This window comes from Frankia sp. CcMO1 (assembly GCF_977945845.1).
Genome location: NZ_CDWTMG010000032.1, coordinates 1 through 18,741, shown reverse-complemented (window position 1 = coordinate 18,741; position 18,741 = coordinate 1). Strand labels below are relative to the sequence as shown.

The window sequence follows — 18,741 nt, the reverse complement described above, 5'->3', positions numbered from 1 at the left end:
GGCAACCGAGCAGGTACGGTGCACGCCGTGACGGACGGGCGAAGTGTGGGTGAGGTCTGGCTGGTCGGCGCGGGCCCGGGCGATCCCGGTCTGCTCACCGTTCGCGGCCGTGAGGTGCTGGCGAACGCGGACGTCGTGGTCACCGACCGGCTCGCCGCGGCCGTCCTCCTCGGCGCCGCCCCGGCCGGCGCCGAGATCATCCACGTGGGCAAGAGCCCGACCGCGCCGTCGTGGACCCAGGAGGAGATCAACGCGGTCCTCGTCGACCGGGCGCGCGCCGGTGCGCGCGTCGTCCGCCTCAAGGGCGGCGATCCCTACCTGCTCGGGCGAGGCAGCGAGGAGGCGCAGGCCTGCGCCGTGGCGGGGGTCGCGTGCACCGTCGTGCCCGGCGTTACCTCGGCGCTGGCCGTACCCGCCTGTGCCGGCATCCCGGTCACTCATCGTGGTCTCGCGCAGGAGGTTGCCATCGTCTCGGGGCACCTGCCACCCGGCCATCCGGAGTCGACGGTGGACTGGGCCGGTCTCGCGGCCTCCCGGGCGACCATCGTTATCCTGATGGGGGTGGCGCGTCTCATGGACATCACCGACGCGCTGCTCACCGGCGGTCGCCCCGGGGCGACGCCGGTCGCGGTCATCGAGCGCGGGGCGACCCCGGCGCAGCGGGTCCTGCGGACCACCCTGGACGCGCTGGCGATCGACGCGATCGCGGCCGGTGTGCGGTCTCCCGCGGTGATCGTGGTCGGAGAGGTCGCGGCGCGCCGGGACGCGCCGGTCTCGGAGGCGGGGCCGCTCGCCGGGATCCGGGTACTCGTGGCTCGTACCCGGCCGCGGCCGGGTCTGCTGGCTCGCCGGCTGCGGCAGCTGGGCGCGGATGCGGTCGAGACCGTTGTCGCCCGGCCCGCGCCGGTCGAGGACGCCGGTGCCGTGCTGGTGGCGGCGTTGCCGGGAGCGGATGGTCTGCTGCTGGCCGATGCGGACGAGGTCGCCGCCGTGGTGGCCCTGCTGCGTCGAGCCGGCACCGACGTGCGGGCGTTGGCCGGCCTGACTCTCGTCGCGGCCCGCGGGGACGCCGCGGAATCGCTTGACGGGCTGGGCCTCGCCTCGGTGCCCGTCGCCGAGCTGTCCATGGATCCGTCGTCGACCGGTCTCGCCGGTCCGACCGGCTCGTCGCGGGTGCTGATCGTCGGCGCGGCGGACCCGCCGGACGGGGTGTGTTCCCTGCGCCGGGTGCCGCTGCTTACCGACGTGACCGCCGAGCCGGATCCCCGGATCGCCGAGGAGCTCCGGCACGGCGACTTCGACGTCGCGGCCTTCGCGTCGTCCACCGCCGCCCGCAGCACCGCCGAGATCTACGGACCTCTCCCGCCCGATCTGCTCATCGCGGCGATGGGTCGACGCAGCGCGCTGGCCTGTGCGGTGGCGGGCATGCGGGTGGACATCGTGCCCACCGAACCCGGGGTCCATCCGCTCGCGGCCGCCGTCGCGGACTTCGTCGTCACCAGCCGGTCCACCGGCTCGCCGGATGGTTGATCTTCGGAGCGGCGGCCTCGGCTTCGCGGACCAGGAGACGCAGGGTGTCGTCGAGCCGCGCGCGGACCGCGTCGACGACGCTCGCGTGCAGCCCGAGCGGCTCCGACAGCACCCATCGGGTCGTCGGGTGCCGGCACCGGGCGTCGTCGAGTGCCGCCGGGATGTCTCGGCGGGTGTGATTGCCGTCGAACAGGAAGAACGGGTAGACGACGATCTCGGTGCATCCCGCGTCGGCCAGCGTGGCGTACCCGGTGGCGATGTCGGGCCGGGCGATTTCGAGGAAGGCGGCTTCGGCCGCCCCCCACGTCCATGGCGCGGCGGCATGGCCGGGATCGACCACATGGCCGGGATCGACCACATGGCCGGGATCGACCAGGAGCCGGTGGGCGAGCTCCCGAACCGTCGCGTTCGCCTCATCCCGCCGGGATCCGTGACCGATCACCAGTAGACCGCGCATGTTCCCAGTGTGCGCCGCGGGTCCGTCGGCGCCCGGTCGGGCGCCGACGGACAACGGCCACGCCTGTCGGTCACGCCCGCCGGGCGCTCAGCCGCCGGTGCCGTCGTCGGAGCTGTGCCCCGGGAAGATCTTTGCCGACGGGTCCACCACCGGCGCCGCGTTGTTGACCGCCGTCGCGGCCTCCCCGAAACCCGTCGCGATCAGGCGGACCTTCCCTGGGTACTCAGTGATGTCGCCGGCCGCGAAGATCCGCTCGACTCCGGTCGCCATCGTCGGGTCGACGACGATGTGCCGCTTGTCAATGGTCAGATTCCAGCGGGTCAGCGGTCCGAGGTCGGCGGTGAATCCGAGCGCGGCGACGACCGCCTGCGCGGGTCGGACATGTCGGTCGCCGGTGCGGGTCTGCACCAGTTCGACCTTCTCGATCCACTCCTCACCGTGGACCGTGGCGACCTCGGTGAAGGTCAGGATCTCGACGGAGGACGCCTCGACCCGCTCGGCTGTGGACATATGCGCCCGGAACCGGTCCCGACGGTGCACGAGGGTGACCGAGCGGGCGATCGGCTCCAGGGACAGCGCCCAGTCGAAGGCGCTGTCCCCGCCGCCGACCACGATGACGTCCTGGCCGGTGTGGACGTCGAGCTTGGGCACGAAGTAGACCAGGCCGCGGCCCAGATGCGCGGTGCCGGTGGGCAGCGGGCGGGGGGTGAAGGTGCCGAGACCGCCGGTGATGACGACGACCTTGGCGCGTACCCGAAGACCCTGGCTGCTGGTCACCACCACGGCGCCCGGCTCGTGGGTCAGCTCGGCGGCCTGCTGGCCCAGCAGGTAGGTGGGGGAGAACTGGTTCGCCTGGATCAACAGGGCGTCGATCAGTTCACGGCCCCGGACGGCCGGCAGGCCCGCGATATCGTAGATCATCTTCTCCGGGTACATCGCGGTGACCTGACCGCCGGCCTCGGGCAACGAGTCCATGAGCGCGACTGACAGGCCACGGAATCCGGCGTAGTAGGCGCCGTAGAGGCCGGCCGGCCCGGCGCCGACGATCAGCATGTCGACGTCGGTGTCGACCGGGGACGTCCCCGACCGCACGGCGCCGGTGACGCTCGCCCTGGCCGCGGGGTCGGTCTCCGTGACCGCGTTCGTGGGCTGGTGCGCATCGGCGGACTGCGTGACCACGGGTGACTCCCTAAGCTTGGCGGCCGACCGGCGCTGTCGGGGCAGCCGGTCGGTAGCAGTGGATGTTCCCTCCCTCATCCTGCCGGAGACACGCCGCACCCGCCTTCATCCGCGGAATGGTGAGTCGTCGACCACCTGTGGTTGTCGTCGACTACCTGCGGTCCCCTCGGATACGGCTGGCGGGAACGACCGGATCCGCCGCGTCGGCTGGCGGACAACGCTCGACATCGATTTACTCGAGAGGGTTAGCGTTAGCGTGACTTCCGCGCCGTTGCGGATGCCCGTAGGGACTGGGCGACGACGGACTGTGGCGTGATGATGGGTTCGTCTCCCTGCACGGGGAGACAATTGCGGCACCGGTGACGGCTCCCAGGCCGGAACGGTACCTGGGCCGCGGCCGGAGGTATAACACGGGCGGGAGAACAGTGACGGAACGATCGGCGCGTCGGGTTTCGCCTAGTGGCGGATATCCGGCCGAGGCGCCGCATCCCGATGATCCGACCACGATCGGTGTTTACCAGGTCGTCGGTCGGCTGGGCGCGGGTGGGATGGGAACGGTGTTCCTCGCCCAGGACGCAGCCGAGAAGTTCGTTGCGATCAAGGTGATCAGGTCGGACCTCGCCGCCGACCCGGAGTTCCGGGCACGTTTCCGGGACGAGGTGGCGGCCGCTCGGCGGGTCGCGCCCTTCTGCACCGCCCAGGTCCTCGATGCCGATCCCGACGCGCGTCGTCCTTATCTGGTCACGGAGTACATCGACGGCGTCCGGCTTGATCAGGCCGTCACCGAGTCCGGTCCGCTGCCGCTGTCGACACTGCAGGGCGTGGCGTCCGCGCTCACCGCCATCCACCGGGCCGGCATCGTCCACCGGGATCTCAAACCGAGCAACGTCATGCTGTCGTACTCCGGCCCCCGGGTCATCGATTTCGGGATCGCCCGCGCGCTCGACATGACAAAGGGCCGCACCCAGACGGGTCTGGTCCTCGGCTCGGTCGGCTGGATGGGGCCCGAGCAGATGGAGGGCGCCGCGCTCGGCCCGGCGGTCGACGTCTTCGCCTGGGGACTGCTGATCGGTTACGCGGCCACCGGCGGTCACCCCTACGGCCACGGCATCTACCTGGAGATGTCGGAGAAGATCCTGACGGGTCAGCCGGACCTGCGGGCCATGCCGCCTGATCTCACGCCGATCGTCCGGTCCGCGCTCGCCCGCGACCCCCGGGACTGGCCCTCCACCGAGAACCTGCTGCTCACCCTGCTCGGCGAGCGCGGCCGGGCCGGTGACGCGCGAGACGCCGCGACCGCCCTGCTCGACGGGACCTGGCCACGGGGACGCAGTGCCGCCGCGGCTGGGGCGGTTGCGGCCGACGGGGCCGACGGGGCCGGTCGACCGGATCCGACCCACGTTGCGACCCCGTATGAACAGCGGCGCTGGTGGGAGAATGAGTCCCGGCTCCTCGGCGGCGATCGTTGGTGGAACGACTCAGCTCGCGACATGCCCCCGCTGGCCGGTCCGCCCATGCCGCCACCCGCGCTGGCACCGCCACCGGCCGCCGACCGCGCCGCGGCGGATTCGTCCAGTACGACGATGAGGCCGACGGGAACGGCCACCGATCGGGTTTCGACGATTCCGGCGAGAGGGGCCATCCGCCGCCGGCACCGGACGCCCGCCCGATGCACGGCGGCCAGCCCCGGGCGGATTCTCCGCCGGCCGGTCAGCCCTACCCGGGTCGGCCCTACGCCGGCCGTGCCGCGGAGGCGGCACCGTCCCCCAGGCGCCGGCACGGCCCCGCCCCGTGGCCCAGCAGTGGCCCCCGTCGGTGCCCGCGGGTCCCGAGCCTGTCAGGGGGCGCGGTGCGCTCTCGCCGGAGCCACGGCGTGCCCCGGCCCCGTGGGTGGCCGAGGCACGCCCGGACCGGCGCGGACGCGCGCCGGCTCCCTACGCTGAACCGGCGCCGCGACCGCGTCCCCGGTGTCGGTTCCGGCTGCGGATCCCTTTCAAGCGCACGATTCTGTTCGTCCTTGTCGTCCTGCTGCTGCTCTATGCGGCGGACCAGATCGCCTTGATGGTCGACGAACAGCGTCAGCGGTTGTGGGACAAGGTCGTCATGTCGGTCAAGGACGACACCCGTGACCAGCTCGACAGTCTGTGGAACCGGGTGAGGGACACGTTCGGCGGCTCCTCGGGCGGGTCGTCGAACGGATGACCGGCAGGCGTAAACCCCTGCCCGGATAGGTACACCGTTATTATGGCCAGTTTCTCGAACAAGATCACGGATTTCCTGCACAGCCCGAAGACCAAGGAGATGGTCAACAAGGCCAAGGCCGCGGCCAACCGGCCGGAGAACCGGGCCAAGATCAAGCAGCTCCAGGCGAAGCTCACCAGCCGCGGCCACGGTCACCACGACGCCGGTCCCGCCAGCCCGGCCGGCTCCTCGACCGCCGGTTCCTCGACCGGTGGCTACACTGACGCCACCCACGGTGGCTCCAGCCCGGCGGACCCGGGGACGCGATCCGGACACTGACCGTTCATCCCCCGCGTCGCGCCGATGGCCCCGATGGCTACCCTGGGAGGATCGCCGAAGGTGATTCGACGGAGACCCCGTACGGTGCCCGATGCCAGGGGTCCCCGCGTCGCGCCGAAGGCGCTACGCGGGGAGGGCCGTATGGATGTCGATGGCGAGATTCCGGTGGGTCAGGGCGATGGTGAGATCCGGTCCGTGCTGGACCGGGCCGCAGCCGGCGGGCGTATCTCGGCGGAGGAGGCGCTGCTCCTCTACACAAGGGCGCCGCTGCACGCGCTCGGCGGTGCGGCGGACACGGTCCGTCGGCGCCGTTTCCCCGATGGCATCGCGACGTACATCATCGACCGGAACATCAACTACACGAATGTCTGCGTGACCGCCTGCCGGTTTTGCGCCTTCTACCGCGCTCCGAAGCATGCCGAGGGCTGGGTCCGCGACGTCGAGGATATCGTCGCCAAGTGCGGGGAGGCGGTCGAGCTCGGCGCCACGCAGATCATGCTGCAGGGCGGGCACCATCCCGACTTCGGCATCGAGTGGTATGAGCGTACCTTTGCCGCCATCAAGAAGGCATATCCCCAGTTGGCATTGCACTCGCTGGGCGCCAGCGAGGTTGTGCACATCGCCCGGACGTCCGAGCTGACCTTTCCCGAGGTCATTACCCGGCTGCGGGACGCGGGCCTGGACAGCTTCGCGGGCGCGGGAGCGGAGATCCTCACCGAACGGCCCCGGCAGGCGATCGCTCCGCTGAAGGAGTCCGGTCACGCCTGGCTGTCCGTGATGGAGACCGCTCACAACCTCGGCCTGGAATCCACCGCCACCTTCATGATGGGCACGGGGGAGACGAACGCCGAGCGCATCGAACACCTGACGATGATCCGGGACGTCCAGGACCGGACCGGCGGGTTCCGTTCGTTCATCCCCTGGACCTATCAGCCGGAGAACAACCATCTCGGCGGGCGCACCCAGGCGACGACCCTGGAGTACCTCCGCCTCGTCGCGGTCGCGCGGCTGTTCTTCGACAACATCACGCATCTGCAGGGCTCCTGGCTGACCACCGGCAAGGAGGTCGGCCAGCTTACCCTGCACATGGGCGCCGACGACCTCGGCTCGGTGATGCTGGAGGAGAACGTCGTCTCCTCCGCCGGGGCGCGCCATCGCACCAACCGGGCGGAGCTGATCTCCCTGATCCGCGCGGCCGACCGCATTCCCGCGCAGCGCGACACCCGCTACCGGCACCTCGTCGTGCACCGCGACCCGGCGCAGGACCCGGTCGACGACCGGGTGGCCTCGCACTTCTCCTCCACCGCGCTGCCGCTCATCTCCGCGTAGCCGGGAGCACCATACAGTGACCGGGTGAGTGACCCCTCCGGATTCGCGGTTCCGTCCCCGACCGGGCCGAAGATCGAACTCCACGTCCATCTGGAGGGCACGGTCCGTCCCGCCACCCTGCTGGAGATGGCGCGCCGCAACTCCGAGGCGCTGCCCGCCCGCACGGTCGATGGCCTCGCGGACCTTTACCGCTTCCGCGGCTTCGACCACTTCCTGAAGGCCTGGATCCTCACCACCCACGTGATGCGGACGGAGGCCGACTTCCGCCAGGTGGTCGTCGACTACGCCGCCGAGGCGGCCCGGGCAGGCGCTGTCTACCTGGAGGGCATCTTCTCGCCCTGGTTCCGGGTCCATCGGGGGGTCCGCGTCGAGGAGATCTTCCACGGTTACGCCGACGGGGCGATCGAGGCCAGGGAGCGATACGGCGTCGAGGTGCGCCTCACCCCGGACATCGAGCGGGTGCTGCCAGTCGAGGCCGCGATGGAGGTGGCGCGGTGGGCGGTGCGGTTCGCCGATCGCGGTGTCGTCGGCATCGGGCTCGGCGGACCGGAGGTCGGTCATCCCCCCGAGCCGTTCGCGCCGGCGTTCGCCCTGGCCGCCGACGGCGGGCTCGCCGCGGTCCCGCACGCGGGGGAGACAGCGGGCCCGGTGTCCGTGCGGAGCGTGCTCGACGCGCTGGGAGCTAGGCGGATCCGGCATGGGATCCGGGCCGCCGAGGACCCCGCGCTGATGCGACGGCTGGTCGATCAGGGGATCGTGCTGGACGTCTGCCCGGTGTCCAACCTGCGGACCCGGTCGGTGGCGTCCCTCGACGATCATCCTCTGGCGGCGCTGCTGCGGGCCGGGGTCGCGTGCTCGCTCGCCACCGACGATCCCGCTATGTTCGGCACCGATCTGGAGACGGAGCACGCGGTCGCGGCGGGGCTCGGTGCCCGGGCCCGCGACCTGTACACCGCCGGGGTCGCGGGCGCGCTGTGCGACGAGCCGACCCGCGCGCGGCTGCGGCGGATCGGCGAGAGCACCGACTGGGACACCGTCGAGAGGGCCGCCCGCGACGCCTCGGCGGCGGCCTCGGCGCGGTTCGGTGGCGGGGAAGGGGCATGGTGAGTGAGGAAGGGGCATGGTGAGCAGAGCGGGACTCGACAAACGTCCGCGGGACGTCGCGTCGATGTTCGACGGGGTGGCCAACCGGTACGACCTGACCAACACCGTGCTCACCGGCGGGCTCGACCGGACCTGGCGGCGCGCCGCGGCGGACGCGCTGGACCTGCGGCCGGGCCTTCGGGGCCTCGACCTCGCCGCCGGGACGGCGACCTCGTCACGAGCCTTCGCGCTCGCCGGGACCGACGTGGTGGCCTGCGACTTCTCCCTGGGGATGCTGCGGGCCGGGCAGCGTCGGCTGGCGTCGCGGCCGTTGCCGGGGGAGACCGGGCGGATCCTGCTGACCGCCGGGGACGGGCTGCGGCTGCCGTTCCGGGACGAGACCTTCGACCGGACGACGATCTCGTTCGGTCTGCGCAACGTCGCCGACACGCTCGGCTGCCTCACCGAGCTGCGCCGGGTGACCCGTCCGGGCGGGATGCTCGTGGTGTGCGAGTTCAGCCGCCCGGTCTGGGCGCCTTGGCGGACGGTCTACGTCGAGTACCTGATGCGGGCCCTGCCAGCCGTGGCCCGCGCGGTGAGCAACAGCCCGGACTCGTACGTCTATCTCGCCGAGTCGATCCGGGCCTGGCCCGCCCAGGCGGAGCTGGCCGGCCTGCTGCGGGAAGCAGGCTGGTTCCGGGTCGGCTGGCGCAACCTCACCGGCGGCGTGGTGGCGCTGCACCGGGGTCGCGCCCCGGACTGACGGTGCTGGACCGGCCATGGTGCTGGACCGGCCGGCGCCACGGTCGGCGGGGTGGGCTCAGCCGGGAACATGCGAGTCGAACCAGGTCAGCATGCGTGACCAGGCGTCCTTCGCCGACGGGCCGTGGTAGGCGGCGGCGCGGGCGTCGTTGTGGAAGCCGTGCCCAGCCTGTGGGTAACGGACGATCTCGGTGGGCACAGACGCCTTCTGTGTCGCCGCCCGCAGGTCCTCCACCTCCGAAGTGGGGATGCTCGGATCCTGGTCGCCGTACAGACCGAGCCACGGTGCCTGCAGGCGGCCGGCGAGATCCAGCTGGGCGGGTTCCCCGAAGCGGCGCATGGTGATCCCGCCACCGTAGAAGGTGGTCGCGGCGCCGAACGGCCGGGCCACCGCCGCCTGGAAGGCGATGCTCCCGCCGAGGCAGAAGCCCACGACGGCGCAGCGGTCGATGGCGGTTCCCTCCTCGGCGAGGACGACCAGCGCGGCGTCGATGTCGGCGAGGAGGTCGGTGCCGTTGAGCTTATGGATGATCTTCACTGCGGAGGCGAGATCGTCACAGTCGAAGACGGGCGAGCCCGCGCGGTGGAACAGGCCGGGGGCGATTGCCCGCCACCCCCCGCGCGCGAACCTCGAGCAGACATCGGTGATGTGCTCGGTGAGGCCGAACGCCTCGTGGAGGACGACGACGCCGCCGCGTGCGGGACCATCGGGTTCGGCGAGCGTGGCCGGGGCGGGCCCGTCGGGGGCGGGGATGACGACGGTCTCTGCGATGGTCATCGCGTTCTCTCGTTCCCAGTCCGTGCTGCTTCGGGTGATGGTGTTCGGGTGATGGTGCATCCGCGCCGTCGGGACACCGGCGGCGACCGCGGACGAGCCACCGCGTTTCGGGTGACCTGTGGAGGGACTACCCCGCACGGGCGCTGAATCCCACCCCGGGGGGGCGAATATGGGCCACCGGCGGGCGGTGGAGGCCGGCTTCGTGGTTTCTCCGTTGCGCTTCGCGCTGCGGGCGAGTGCTCCGGACCGACACCAGGCGGGTGAGCTGGCCTGATCCAGGCCGATCGGGCGGGAATTGTACCTGCCGCTCATGGTGGCGATCGACCGCCGAGCTCCGGCGGCGGGCGTCCGATGCCGCGAACTATCGCTTACAGTAGCGATAGGGTGCACGAAGTCAACTCGTCCGTTCTTCGCCGCATCCTGGTTGGTGCGGTTGGCCTGCGCAAGGCCTACACTCGCCGAGAACGCTCGTGAAGAATTTCACGAGCACACAGGTGGAGGGCTCCCGGTGGGGTGCCCCCGGGACGAGTGGTCTAGCAGATCCGGAGCAATTCGTGACCATGGCGAGGACAAGGGATGACGGTGCGGCCGGCCGGTCGAAGGCCGACGCCGACGTCATCGTGGTCGGCGCGGGTCCCGGTGGCTCCTCGGCCGCCTACCATCTCGCCAGCGCCGGGCTCGACGTGCTCCTGTTGGAGAAGACGACCTTCCCCCGCGAGAAGGTCTGTGGCGACGGGCTGACCCCGCGGGCCGTTCGCAGCCTCGTGGACATGGGTCTCGACACCTCGCCCGTGGCCGGATGGGCCCGTAACCGGGGGCTTCGCATCATCGGCGGCGGCGTCCGCCTGGAGCTGCCCTGGCCGGAGCTGGCGAGCTGGCCCGACTACGGCCTGGTCCGTCCGCGGCTTGACTTCGACGACCTGCTGGCCCGCCACGCGGTGAAGGTCGGTGCCCGGCTGCACGAGGGGACCGCCGTGACCGGTCCGCTGCTCGACGAGCGCACCGGACGGGTCGTCGGCGTGCACGCCAGGACCGGCACCGACCGAACATCTGTGACGTTCCGGGCGCCATTGGTCGTCGCGGCGGACGGTAACAGCGCCCGCATCGCGCTCGCCCTCGGTATCCGCCGCCGGGAGGACCGGCCGCTCGGGGTCGCGGTCCGCCGCTACTACCGCAGCCCCCGCACGCACGACGACTTCCTCGAGTCCCATCTGGAACTGTGGGAGGGCAGGCCGCGCGAGAGCCGGCTGCTGCCCGGCTACGGCTGGATCTTCGGGGTTGGCAACGGCACGAGCAACGTGGGCCTCGGCCTGCTGAACACCACGGACGCCTTCCAGAACACCGACTACCGGGACCTGCTGCGCCGCTGGCTCGCCGCATTGCCGCCGGAGTGGGGATACACCGAGGACAACGCCACCGGCCCGGTGCGTGGCAGCGCCCTGCCGATGGGCTTCAACCGGACCCCCCATTACCGCGACGGCGTGCTGCTGGTCGGTGACGCGGGCGGGATGGTGAATCCCTTCAACGGGGAGGGCATCGCCTACGCGCTCGAATCCGGTCGGTACGCCGCCGAGATTGCCGTGCAGGCCCTCGCCCGCCCGGATGGTCCGGCGCGGGAGCGGGCGCTCGGCCAGTACCCGGAACTCATGCGGGCCCGGTACGGGGGCTATTACACCCTGGGCCGGTTCTTCGTCCAGCTCATCGGCAATCCGACGATTATGGCGTTCGGTACCCGCTACGGGCTGCCGAGACCGGTCCTCATGCGTTTCGTTCTCAAGATCATGGCAAATCTTACCGACCCCCGGGGAGGGGATGCGATGGACCGACTGATCAACGCGATGACCCGGCTCGCTCCCGCGGCCTGACGTGTCCGAAATGGCCACTGGTTTCGCGGGCCGAGTCCGGACCGTTCGCGGTCCGTTCACCGGCGAGCCGTTTCATCCCAACGTCCGGTAACAAACTCTCGAAGGAGAGGAGTTCGGCATGCTCTCGAACTATGTGCCGATCCTCGTTCTGCTCGTGATCGCGGCCCTGTTCGCAGTTGGTTCGGTCGCGGCCGGTGCGCTGATCGGCCCGCGCCGGTTCAACCGTGCGAAGATCGACGCATACGAGTGCGGGATCGAACCCTCCCCGGCCCCGGCCGGGCCGCAGCGTTTCCCGGTGAAGTACTACAACACCGCGATGCTCTTCATCGTCTTCGACATCGAGATTATCTTCCTCTTTCCCTGGGCGGTAGCGTTCGACAGCCTGGCGGTATTCGGTCTCGGCGCGATGGCGTTGTTCATGGCGACCATTTTCGTCGCGTACGCCTACGAGTGGCGGCGTGGAGGTCTGGAATGGGACTAGAGGAGAAGCTGCCGGGCGGTGTGCTTCTTGCCAGCGTCGAGAAGCTCGCCAACTGGTCACGGCGCTCGTCGCTGTGGCCGGCGACCTTCGGGTTGGCCTGCTGCGCGATCGAGATGATGTCGACGGGAGCCGGCCGCTACGACCTGTCCCGATTCGGCATGGAGGTCTTCCGGGCCAGCCCGCGCCAGGCCGATCTCATGATCGTCGCCGGCCGGGTGAGTCAGAAGATGGCGCCGGTGCTGCGGCAGATCTACGACCAGATGCCCGAGCCCAAGTGGGTGCTGTCGATGGGTGTCTGCGCCAGCAGCGGCGGCATGTTCAACAACTACGCGATCGTGCAGGGCGTGGACCATATCGTCCCGGTCGACATGTACCTCCCCGGCTGCCCACCGCGGCCGGAGATGCTCATGGACGCCATCATCAAGCTGCACGAGAAGATCCTCGCCGGCCCGATCTCCGGCCGGATCGAGCACACGAAGATCGGTTCCTCGCCGTATCCGAAACCCATCGAGGTGGCCACCGCCCGGGCCGGTCTGCCGGCGGGCGCATTCGACACCCGGACCCTCTCGGTGAACGACCGCAAGCGCTTCTCGATCCCGGCCGGGGCGCCGGCGCCGACGGGTAGCGGGGCGGTCGAACCCGCCCTGGACACCCGCCGGCCCGCTGCCCTCGCACCGCCCTCGGTGTTCGGGCGCGCCAAGCGGCTACCGGTCGACCCCAAGCCGAGTGACGAGGCCCGGGCGCACGGGCCCGGCCCGACCACCGAGAGCATCGGCGACGTCGACGACCCGGATCGGGGGATCTAGGCAGTGAGCGACGAGAGCACAGCCCCCGCCGACCTGGTACCGGGCGCCGCCGGCGTGCCCGGCGGCCCGGGTGGGCGGCGCCGGGACGCGTTCGGCGCCGGTGACAGCGGTGACACCTCCGGGTTCGGCGGGCTTGTGACGCCCGTTCCGGCCCTGAGCTCCACCGCCCGCCCGTTCGCCGACGCCGACGCCGACGCCGTCTACGACGCGCTCGAACGTGCCTTCCCCCAGCTCGGCGACGCCGTCGAACGGGTGGTGGTGGATCGCGGGGAGCTGACCGTCCACGTGCGCCGGGAGAGCCTCGCCGCCGTCGGGCAGACCCTGCGTGACGACCCCGACCTGCGGTTCGAGCTGCTGTCCTCGCTGTCTGGCGTGGACTACCCGGACGACGTCACCGGCCGTCGCCTGCACTCGGTGGTCCACCTGACCTCGATGACGCACCGTCGCCGGGTCCGGGTCGAGGTGTCCGTCACCGACGCCGATCCCACCGTGCCGAGCCTGACCTCGGTGTGGCCCACCGCGGACTGGCACGAGCGCGAGACCTACGACATGTTCGGCATCGTCTACACGGGTCATCCGGGCCTGACCCGAATCATGATGCCGGACGACTGGATCGGGCACCCGCAGCGCAAGGACTACCCGCTGGGGGGCATCCCCGTCGACTACAAGGGTGCCACGATCCCGCCGCCGGACGAGCGCCGGAGCTATTCGTGACCCCGCGTCCGGCCCTGGCCAGCCGGCGACACCGCCAAGGCGACATCCCACGAGGCGACATCCGAGGTTCGCTATGACGCCCAACACGTCGACTTCCGCCACCACGGACGATCTGACCACCGGGGCCCCCAACGGCGCGAACGGCGTCGGCTACCCGACCGGGACCGTCGGCGGACCCGGGGAGCATCCGGCCTACGAGGCCGGCTTCACCGAGTCGGCGAGTGGGCGGGTCTACACCGTCACCGGCAGCGACTGGGAGCAGATCCTCGGCGTCGGCGAGGAGGAGAACGAGCGGATCGTCGTCAACATGGGGCCGCAGCACCCGTCGACCCACGGGGTGCTCCGCCTGGTCCTGGAGATTGAGGGCGAGACGGTTACCGAGACCCGCATCGTCATCGGCTACCTGCACACCGGCATCGAGAAGAGCTGTGAGTACCGCACCTGGACTCAGGCGGTCACCTTCCTCACCCGGGCGGACTACCTCTCGCCGCTGTTCAACGAGGCGGCCTACTGCCTGTCGGTGGAGAAGCTGCTGGGCATCACCGAGCAGGTACCCGAGCGGGCCACGGTGATCCGGGTGATGGTGATGGAGCTCCAGCGGATCGCCTCGCACCTGGTGTGGCTCGCGACCGGCGGCATGGAGCTCGGCGCCACCACCGCCATGATCTTCGGTTTCCGGGAGCGGGAGAAGGTCCTCGACCTGCTCGAGCTCATCACCGGGCTACGGATGAACCACGCCTACATCCGGCCCGGGGGCCTCGCCCAGGATCTCCCCGACGGCGCCGAGCGGGCCATCCGGGCGTTCCTCGCCGACATGCCGAAGCGGATCAGGGAGTATCACGCGCTGCTCACCGGCCAGCCGGTCTGGAAGGCTCGGATGGTCGACGTCAACGTTCTCGACGCGGCCGGCTGCATCGCGCTGGGGACCACGGGCCCGGTGCTGCGCGCCGCGGGCCTGCCGTGGGACCTGCGCAAGACCATGCCCTACTGCGGCTACGAAACCTACGAGTTCGACGTGCCGACCGCGCTGGAGGGCGACTCCTTCGCCCGCTACCTGGTGCGGCTGGAGGAGATGGGCGAGTCGCTCAAGATCGTTGAGCAGTGCCTGGACCGGCTGCGTCCCGGCCCGGTCATGGTCGCCGACAAGAAGATCGCCTGGCCGTCCCAGCTGTCTGTCGGGTCCGACGGGACGGGTAACTCACTCGCGTACATCCGGAATATCATGGGGACCTCGATGGAGGCCCTGATCCATCACTTCAAGCTGGTGACCGAGGGGTTCCGCGTCCCGGCCGGTCAGGTCTACACCCAGATCGAGTCGCCGCGCGGCGAGCTCGGCTACCACCTGGTCAGCGACGGCGGCACGAGACCCTTCCGCGTCCATGTGCGGGATCCAAGCTTCGTCAACCTGCAGGCCGTCCCGGCGCTGACCGAGGGCGGCCAGGTGGCGGACGTGATCGTCGGGGTCGCCTCGGTCGACCCGGTGCTCGGGGGAGTTGATCGTTGATGGCGTTCTCGCCGGAGACCCAGTCGGCCGCGCAGGAGATCATCGCCAGGTACCCAGCCGGCCGATCCCGTTCGGCCCTGCTCCCGCTGCTGCACCTGGTACAGGCCGAGCAGGGGTGCGTGACCGCGCAGGGCGTCGCGTTCTGCGCGGACGTGCTGGGCATCACCCGGGCCGAGGTCGGCGCGGTCGCGACCTTCTACACGATGTACAAGCGGCATCCGGTCGGGGACTACCTCGTCTCGGTCTGCACGAATCTGTCGTGCGCGCTGCTCGGTGGCGAGGACGTCTACGAGCGGGTCTCGAAGCTCCTCGGGATCGGCCATGACGAGACGACGCCGGACGGGTCGATCACCCTCGAGCACGCCGAGTGCCTCGCGGCCTGCGACTACGCACCGGTCATGACGGTGAACTACGAGTTCTACGACCAGGTCGACCCTGACTCCGCCCAGGCGATCGTCGAGGACCTGCGGGCGGGGCGGCGGCCGGCGCCGGCCCGTGGCGGTCCGCTGTGCTCGTTCGCCGAGGTCTCCCGCCAGCTTGCCGGGTTCGGCGATCCGCGGCCGGAGGGCGTCGCGGGCCCGGGGGTCGGCGAGCCGTCGGTCGTGGGTCTCCTCGTGGCCGAGGCGGCCGGCTGGAGCGCCGAGCAGGCGCCCGCGCCGCTGGTCACCCATGGTGTGGGGGCCGACGCGGCGGCGCGCCCCGCCTTACCGCCTGCCGGGCCGCCGCCCGCGGTGGTTCCGGCGCCGACGACCCCGGCCTCCTCGGAACGGAAGGGGAGCTGACAATGCCCGTCACCCCGGTCCTCACCCGGCGCTGGAACACGCCGGAGTCGTGGACGATCGAGACCTACACCCGCCTCGACGGCTACACCGCACTGCGCACCGCCCTCGCGATGGCCCCGGGTGACCTCATCAAGCTGGTGAAGGACTCCGGGCTGCGGGGGCGGGGCGGCGCCGGCTTCCCCACTGGGATGAAGTGGGGCTTCATCCCGCAGGGCGACGGCAGGCCGCACTACCTCGTCATCAACGCCGACGAGGGGGAGCCGGGCACCTGCAAGGACGCGCCGCTGATGATGGCGGACCCGCACTCGCTCATCGAGGGGATCGTCATCGCGGCCTACGCGGTGCGGGCCGGCCGGGCGTTCGTCTACCTGCGCGGCGAACTGATCCACGCGGCCCGTCGGCTGCAGGCCGCCGTGGCCGAGGCCTACCGGGCCGGCTACCTCGGCCGGGACATCCTCGGCAGCGGCTTCGACCTCGACCTCGTCGTGCACTCCGGCGCGGGCGCCTACATCTGCGGGGAGGAGACGGCACTGCTCGACTCCCTGGAGGGCCGCCGCGGCCAGCCTCGGCTGCGCCCGCCGTTCCCCGCGACGCACGGCCTGTACGCCTCCCCGACGGTGGTCAACAACGTCGAGACGATCGCGTCGGTGCCGTACATCGTGAACTACGGTGTGGACTGGTTCCGGTCGATGGGCCGGGAGCGCTCGCCGGGGCCGAAGATCTACAGCCTGTCCGGGCATGTGACCCGGCCCGGCCAGTACGAGGCCCCGATGGGCACCACCCTGCGGGAGCTGCTCGACCTGGCCGGCGGCGTGCGGGGCGGTCGTGGGCTCAAGGCGTGGACCCCGGGCGGGTCGTCCACCCCGATGCTGACCGCCGAGCACCTCGACGCGCCGCTCGACTTCGAGGGCATGCAGGAGGCCGGGTCGCTGCTCGGCACGGCCGCACTCATGATCATGGATGACACGGTCGACATGCTCAAGGTCGTCCGCCGGCTCACCCAGTTCTACGCGCACGAGTCGTGCGGCAAGTGCACTCCGTGCCGCGAGGGCACCACCTGGATGGTGCAGATCCTGTCCCGGATGGAACGGGGCCAGGGCGACGCCGAGGACGTGGACACCCTCGTCGACGCCTGCGACAACATCTTCGGCCGGGCGTTCTGCGCGCTGGCCGACGGGGCCACCTCCCCGATCGTCTCGGGGATCAAGTACTTCCGGGACGAGTTCATCCCGGTGAGTGCGGTGACCACGAAGCCGAACCCCACCCCGGGAGACGCCACGGCCGGCGACGGCTCGCCCGCGTCCGCCCCGGGTGCCTACGCGGGAGCGCACTGACCATCATGACCGTCGCCCCATCCAGGCCTCGCGCCTCAGAGCCGGCCCAGCCGGTCGCATCCGACCTCATCACCCTCACCATCGACGGGCTGTCGGTGAGCGTGCCCAAGGGCACCCTCATCATCCGCGCGGCTGAGCTGCTCGGCATCGAGATCCCGCGGTTCTGCGACCATCCGCTCCTCGACCCCGTCGGAGCCTGCCGGCAGTGCATCGTCGAGGTGGAGGGCCAGCGCAAGCCGGTCGCCTCCTGCACCACGACGGTGGCCGCCGACATGGTCGTGAAGACCCAGCTAACCTCGCCGGTCGCCCGCAAGGCCCAGGCCGGCACGCTCGAGTTCCTGCTCCTCAACCATCCGCTTGACTGCCCGATCTGCGACAAGGGCGGCGAGTGCCCGCTGCAGAACCAGTCGATGGCGAACGGCGGTGCGGTCTCCCGGTTCAAGGAGACCAAGCGGGTGTACCCGAAGCCGCTGGCGATCTCCACCGAGATCCTGCTGGACCGGGAGCGCTGCGTGCTGTGCGCCCGCTGCACCCGGTTCTCCGCCCAGATCGCCGGTGACCCGTTTATCGAGCTGTTCGAGCGAGGCGCCGCCGAGCAGGTCGCGGTGAGCGAGGGGCAGCCGTTTTCCTCCTACTTCTCCGGCAACACCGTGCAGATCTGCCCGGTGGGGGCATTGACCAGCGCCGCCTACCGTTTCCGGGCCCGGCCCTTCGACCTGGTCTCCACGCCCACGGCGTGCGAGCACTGCGCGTCGGGATGCTCCCTGCGCACCGACCACCGCCGGGGCAGGGTGACCCGTCGCCTCGCCGGCGACGACCCGGCGGTGAACGAGGAGTGGAACTGCGACAAGGGCCGGTTCGCCTTCACCTACGCGCGCGCGGCCGACCGGCTCACCACCCCGCTGATCCGCGACGACGAGACCGGGCAGCTCGTCCCGGCCTCCTGGAGCGAGGCGCTCGAGTACGCCGCGCGGGGACTGGCCGAGTGCCGGGACCGGCGCGGGGTCGGAGTGCTCACCGGCGGGCGGCTGACCCGTGAGGACGCCTACGCCTACGCGAAGTTCACCCGGGTGGCGCTGGCCAGCAACGACGTGGACTTCCGGGCCCGGCCGCACTCCGCCGAGGAGGAGCAGTTCCTCGGGTATGCCGTCGCCGGCACCGGCATCGGCGTCACCTACGCCGATCTCGAGGCCGCCCCGGCCGTGCTCCTGGTGGCCTTCGAGCCGGAGGAGGAGTCGCCCATCGTCTTCCTGCGACTACGTAAGGCCGTGGACAAGCACGGCGCGGCCGTGCACGCGCTCGCACCCCTGGCGAGCCGGGGGCTGACCAAGCTCGCCGGCACCCTCGTGCCGACGCGGCCCGGCGAGGAGGCGGCCGTCCTCGACGTGCTCGCCGCCCCCGACCGGGGCGGGCCGGAAGCACCGACCACGCAGGCCCTGCGGGCGCCGGGGGCGGTGATCCTGGTGGGCGAGCGGGCCGCGGAGTTCCCCGGGGCGCTGTCCGCGGCTGTCCGGCTGGCCGAGGCGACCGGTGCCTCGCTCGCCTGGGTTCCGCGGCGGGCCGGTGACCGCGGCGCGGTCTCGGCCGGGCTGCTTCCCTCGCTGCTGCCCGGCGGCC

At 71.2% G+C, this 18,741-nt stretch carries 18 protein-coding genes; 15 read left to right on the top strand and 3 right to left on the bottom strand.

Translation table 11 applies throughout. The features are described from left to right. Positions 1-27 precede the first annotated feature (27 nt). Positions 28-1,530, top strand: coding sequence for a uroporphyrinogen-III C-methyltransferase (gene cobA, locus AC08OU_RS06820; RefSeq protein ID WP_476599813.1), 1,503 nt, complete (start codon positions 28-30; stop codon positions 1,528-1,530). On the opposite strand, the gene AC08OU_RS06815 is transcribed toward cobA, so the two are convergent. Together AC08OU_RS06815 and AC08OU_RS06810 are read right to left on the bottom strand one after the other, a co-directional pair. Beyond that, a complete protein-coding gene (locus AC08OU_RS06815; protein ID WP_476604508.1) occupies positions 1,496-1,987 on the bottom strand; it encodes a sirohydrochlorin chelatase in 492 nt (163 codons plus the stop codon). The genes cobA and AC08OU_RS06815 overlap by 35 nt on opposite strands. Before the next feature lie 87 nt (positions 1,988-2,074). Next, positions 2,075-3,166 carry an NAD(P)/FAD-dependent oxidoreductase gene (locus AC08OU_RS06810; protein ID WP_476599809.1) on the bottom strand — a complete coding sequence of 364 codons (1,092 nt, stop codon included), beginning with the start codon at positions 3,164-3,166 and terminating at the stop codon, positions 2,075-2,077. A gap of 425 nt (positions 3,167-3,591) precedes the next feature. Here AC08OU_RS06810 and AC08OU_RS06805 point away from each other — a divergent pair, with 425 nt between their 5' ends. The 6 genes from AC08OU_RS06805 to AC08OU_RS06780 all read left to right on the top strand — a co-directional run bounded on the left by AC08OU_RS06805 (position 3,592) and on the right by AC08OU_RS06780 (position 8,861). Next, positions 3,592-5,109, top strand: coding sequence for a serine/threonine-protein kinase (locus AC08OU_RS06805; protein ID WP_476599807.1), 1,518 nt, complete (start codon positions 3,592-3,594; stop codon positions 5,107-5,109). Next, on the top strand, positions 5,057-5,368 hold the full coding sequence (locus AC08OU_RS06800) for a hypothetical protein (protein WP_476599805.1): 312 nt from the start codon (positions 5,057-5,059) through the stop codon (positions 5,366-5,368). The genes AC08OU_RS06805 and AC08OU_RS06800 overlap by 53 nt, the downstream gene beginning before the upstream one ends. 42 nt (positions 5,369-5,410) lie before the next feature. Further along, on the top strand, positions 5,411-5,686 hold the full coding sequence (locus tag AC08OU_RS06795) for a hypothetical protein (RefSeq protein ID WP_462185647.1): 276 nt from the start codon (positions 5,411-5,413) through the stop codon (positions 5,684-5,686). Positions 5,687-5,827: 141 nt separating this feature from the next. Next, a complete protein-coding gene (gene mqnC, locus AC08OU_RS06790; RefSeq protein WP_462185648.1) occupies positions 5,828-7,015 on the top strand; it encodes a cyclic dehypoxanthinyl futalosine synthase in 1,188 nt (395 codons plus the stop codon). A gap of 24 nt (positions 7,016-7,039) precedes the next feature. Next, positions 7,040-8,122, top strand: a complete 1,083-nt coding sequence (gene add, locus AC08OU_RS06785) for an adenosine deaminase (RefSeq protein ID WP_476601467.1) — start codon at positions 7,040-7,042, stop codon at positions 8,120-8,122. A 16-nt stretch (positions 8,123-8,138) separates the two neighbouring features. Next, positions 8,139-8,861, top strand: coding sequence for a demethylmenaquinone methyltransferase (locus AC08OU_RS06780; RefSeq protein ID WP_476601471.1), 723 nt, complete (start codon positions 8,139-8,141; stop codon positions 8,859-8,861). A gap of 57 nt (positions 8,862-8,918) precedes the next feature. On the opposite strand, the gene AC08OU_RS06775 is transcribed toward AC08OU_RS06780, so the two are convergent. Further along, positions 8,919-9,638, bottom strand: a complete 720-nt coding sequence (locus tag AC08OU_RS06775; RefSeq protein WP_476601468.1) for a dienelactone hydrolase family protein — start codon at positions 9,636-9,638, stop codon at positions 8,919-8,921. 560 nt (positions 9,639-10,198) lie between these two features. Between AC08OU_RS06775 and AC08OU_RS06770 the strand changes: the two genes are divergently transcribed. The 8 genes from AC08OU_RS06770 to AC08OU_RS06735 form a co-directional block, all read left to right on the top strand. Further along, positions 10,199-11,503: a geranylgeranyl reductase family protein gene (locus AC08OU_RS06770; RefSeq protein WP_462202928.1), complete on the top strand. Its 1,305-nt coding sequence runs from the start codon at positions 10,199-10,201 to the stop codon at positions 11,501-11,503. Between the two features lie 118 nt (positions 11,504-11,621). After that, positions 11,622-11,984, top strand: a complete 363-nt coding sequence (locus AC08OU_RS06765) for an NADH-quinone oxidoreductase subunit A (protein WP_011434998.1) — start codon at positions 11,622-11,624, stop codon at positions 11,982-11,984. Beyond that, positions 11,975-12,790 (top strand): NuoB/complex I 20 kDa subunit family protein, encoded by an 816-nt coding sequence (locus AC08OU_RS06760; RefSeq protein ID WP_462185652.1) that lies wholly within the window; start codon positions 11,975-11,977, stop codon positions 12,788-12,790. The genes AC08OU_RS06765 and AC08OU_RS06760 overlap by 10 nt, the downstream gene beginning before the upstream one ends. 3 nt (positions 12,791-12,793) lie before the next feature. Continuing rightward, positions 12,794-13,504 carry an NADH-quinone oxidoreductase subunit C gene (locus AC08OU_RS06755; protein ID WP_476601469.1) on the top strand — a complete coding sequence of 237 codons (711 nt, stop codon included), beginning with the start codon at positions 12,794-12,796 and terminating at the stop codon, positions 13,502-13,504. 73 nt (positions 13,505-13,577) lie between these two features. Then, a complete protein-coding gene (locus AC08OU_RS06750) occupies positions 13,578-15,008 on the top strand; it encodes an NADH-quinone oxidoreductase subunit D (RefSeq protein WP_476601470.1) in 1,431 nt (476 codons plus the stop codon). Further along, complete coding sequence (nuoE, locus tag AC08OU_RS06745; RefSeq protein ID WP_476604507.1) at positions 15,008-15,790, top strand: NADH-quinone oxidoreductase subunit NuoE; 783 nt, start codon at positions 15,008-15,010, stop codon at positions 15,788-15,790. The genes AC08OU_RS06750 and nuoE overlap by 1 nt, the downstream gene beginning before the upstream one ends. A gap of 2 nt (positions 15,791-15,792) precedes the next feature. Further along, positions 15,793-17,124 carry an NADH-quinone oxidoreductase subunit NuoF gene (gene nuoF / locus AC08OU_RS06740; protein WP_476601368.1) on the top strand — a complete coding sequence of 444 codons (1,332 nt, stop codon included), beginning with the start codon at positions 15,793-15,795 and terminating at the stop codon, positions 17,122-17,124. Between the two features lie 5 nt (positions 17,125-17,129). Next, on the top strand, positions 17,130-18,741 hold a 1,612-nt coding region (locus AC08OU_RS06735), incomplete at its 3' end, for an NADH-quinone oxidoreductase subunit G (RefSeq protein ID WP_476604506.1).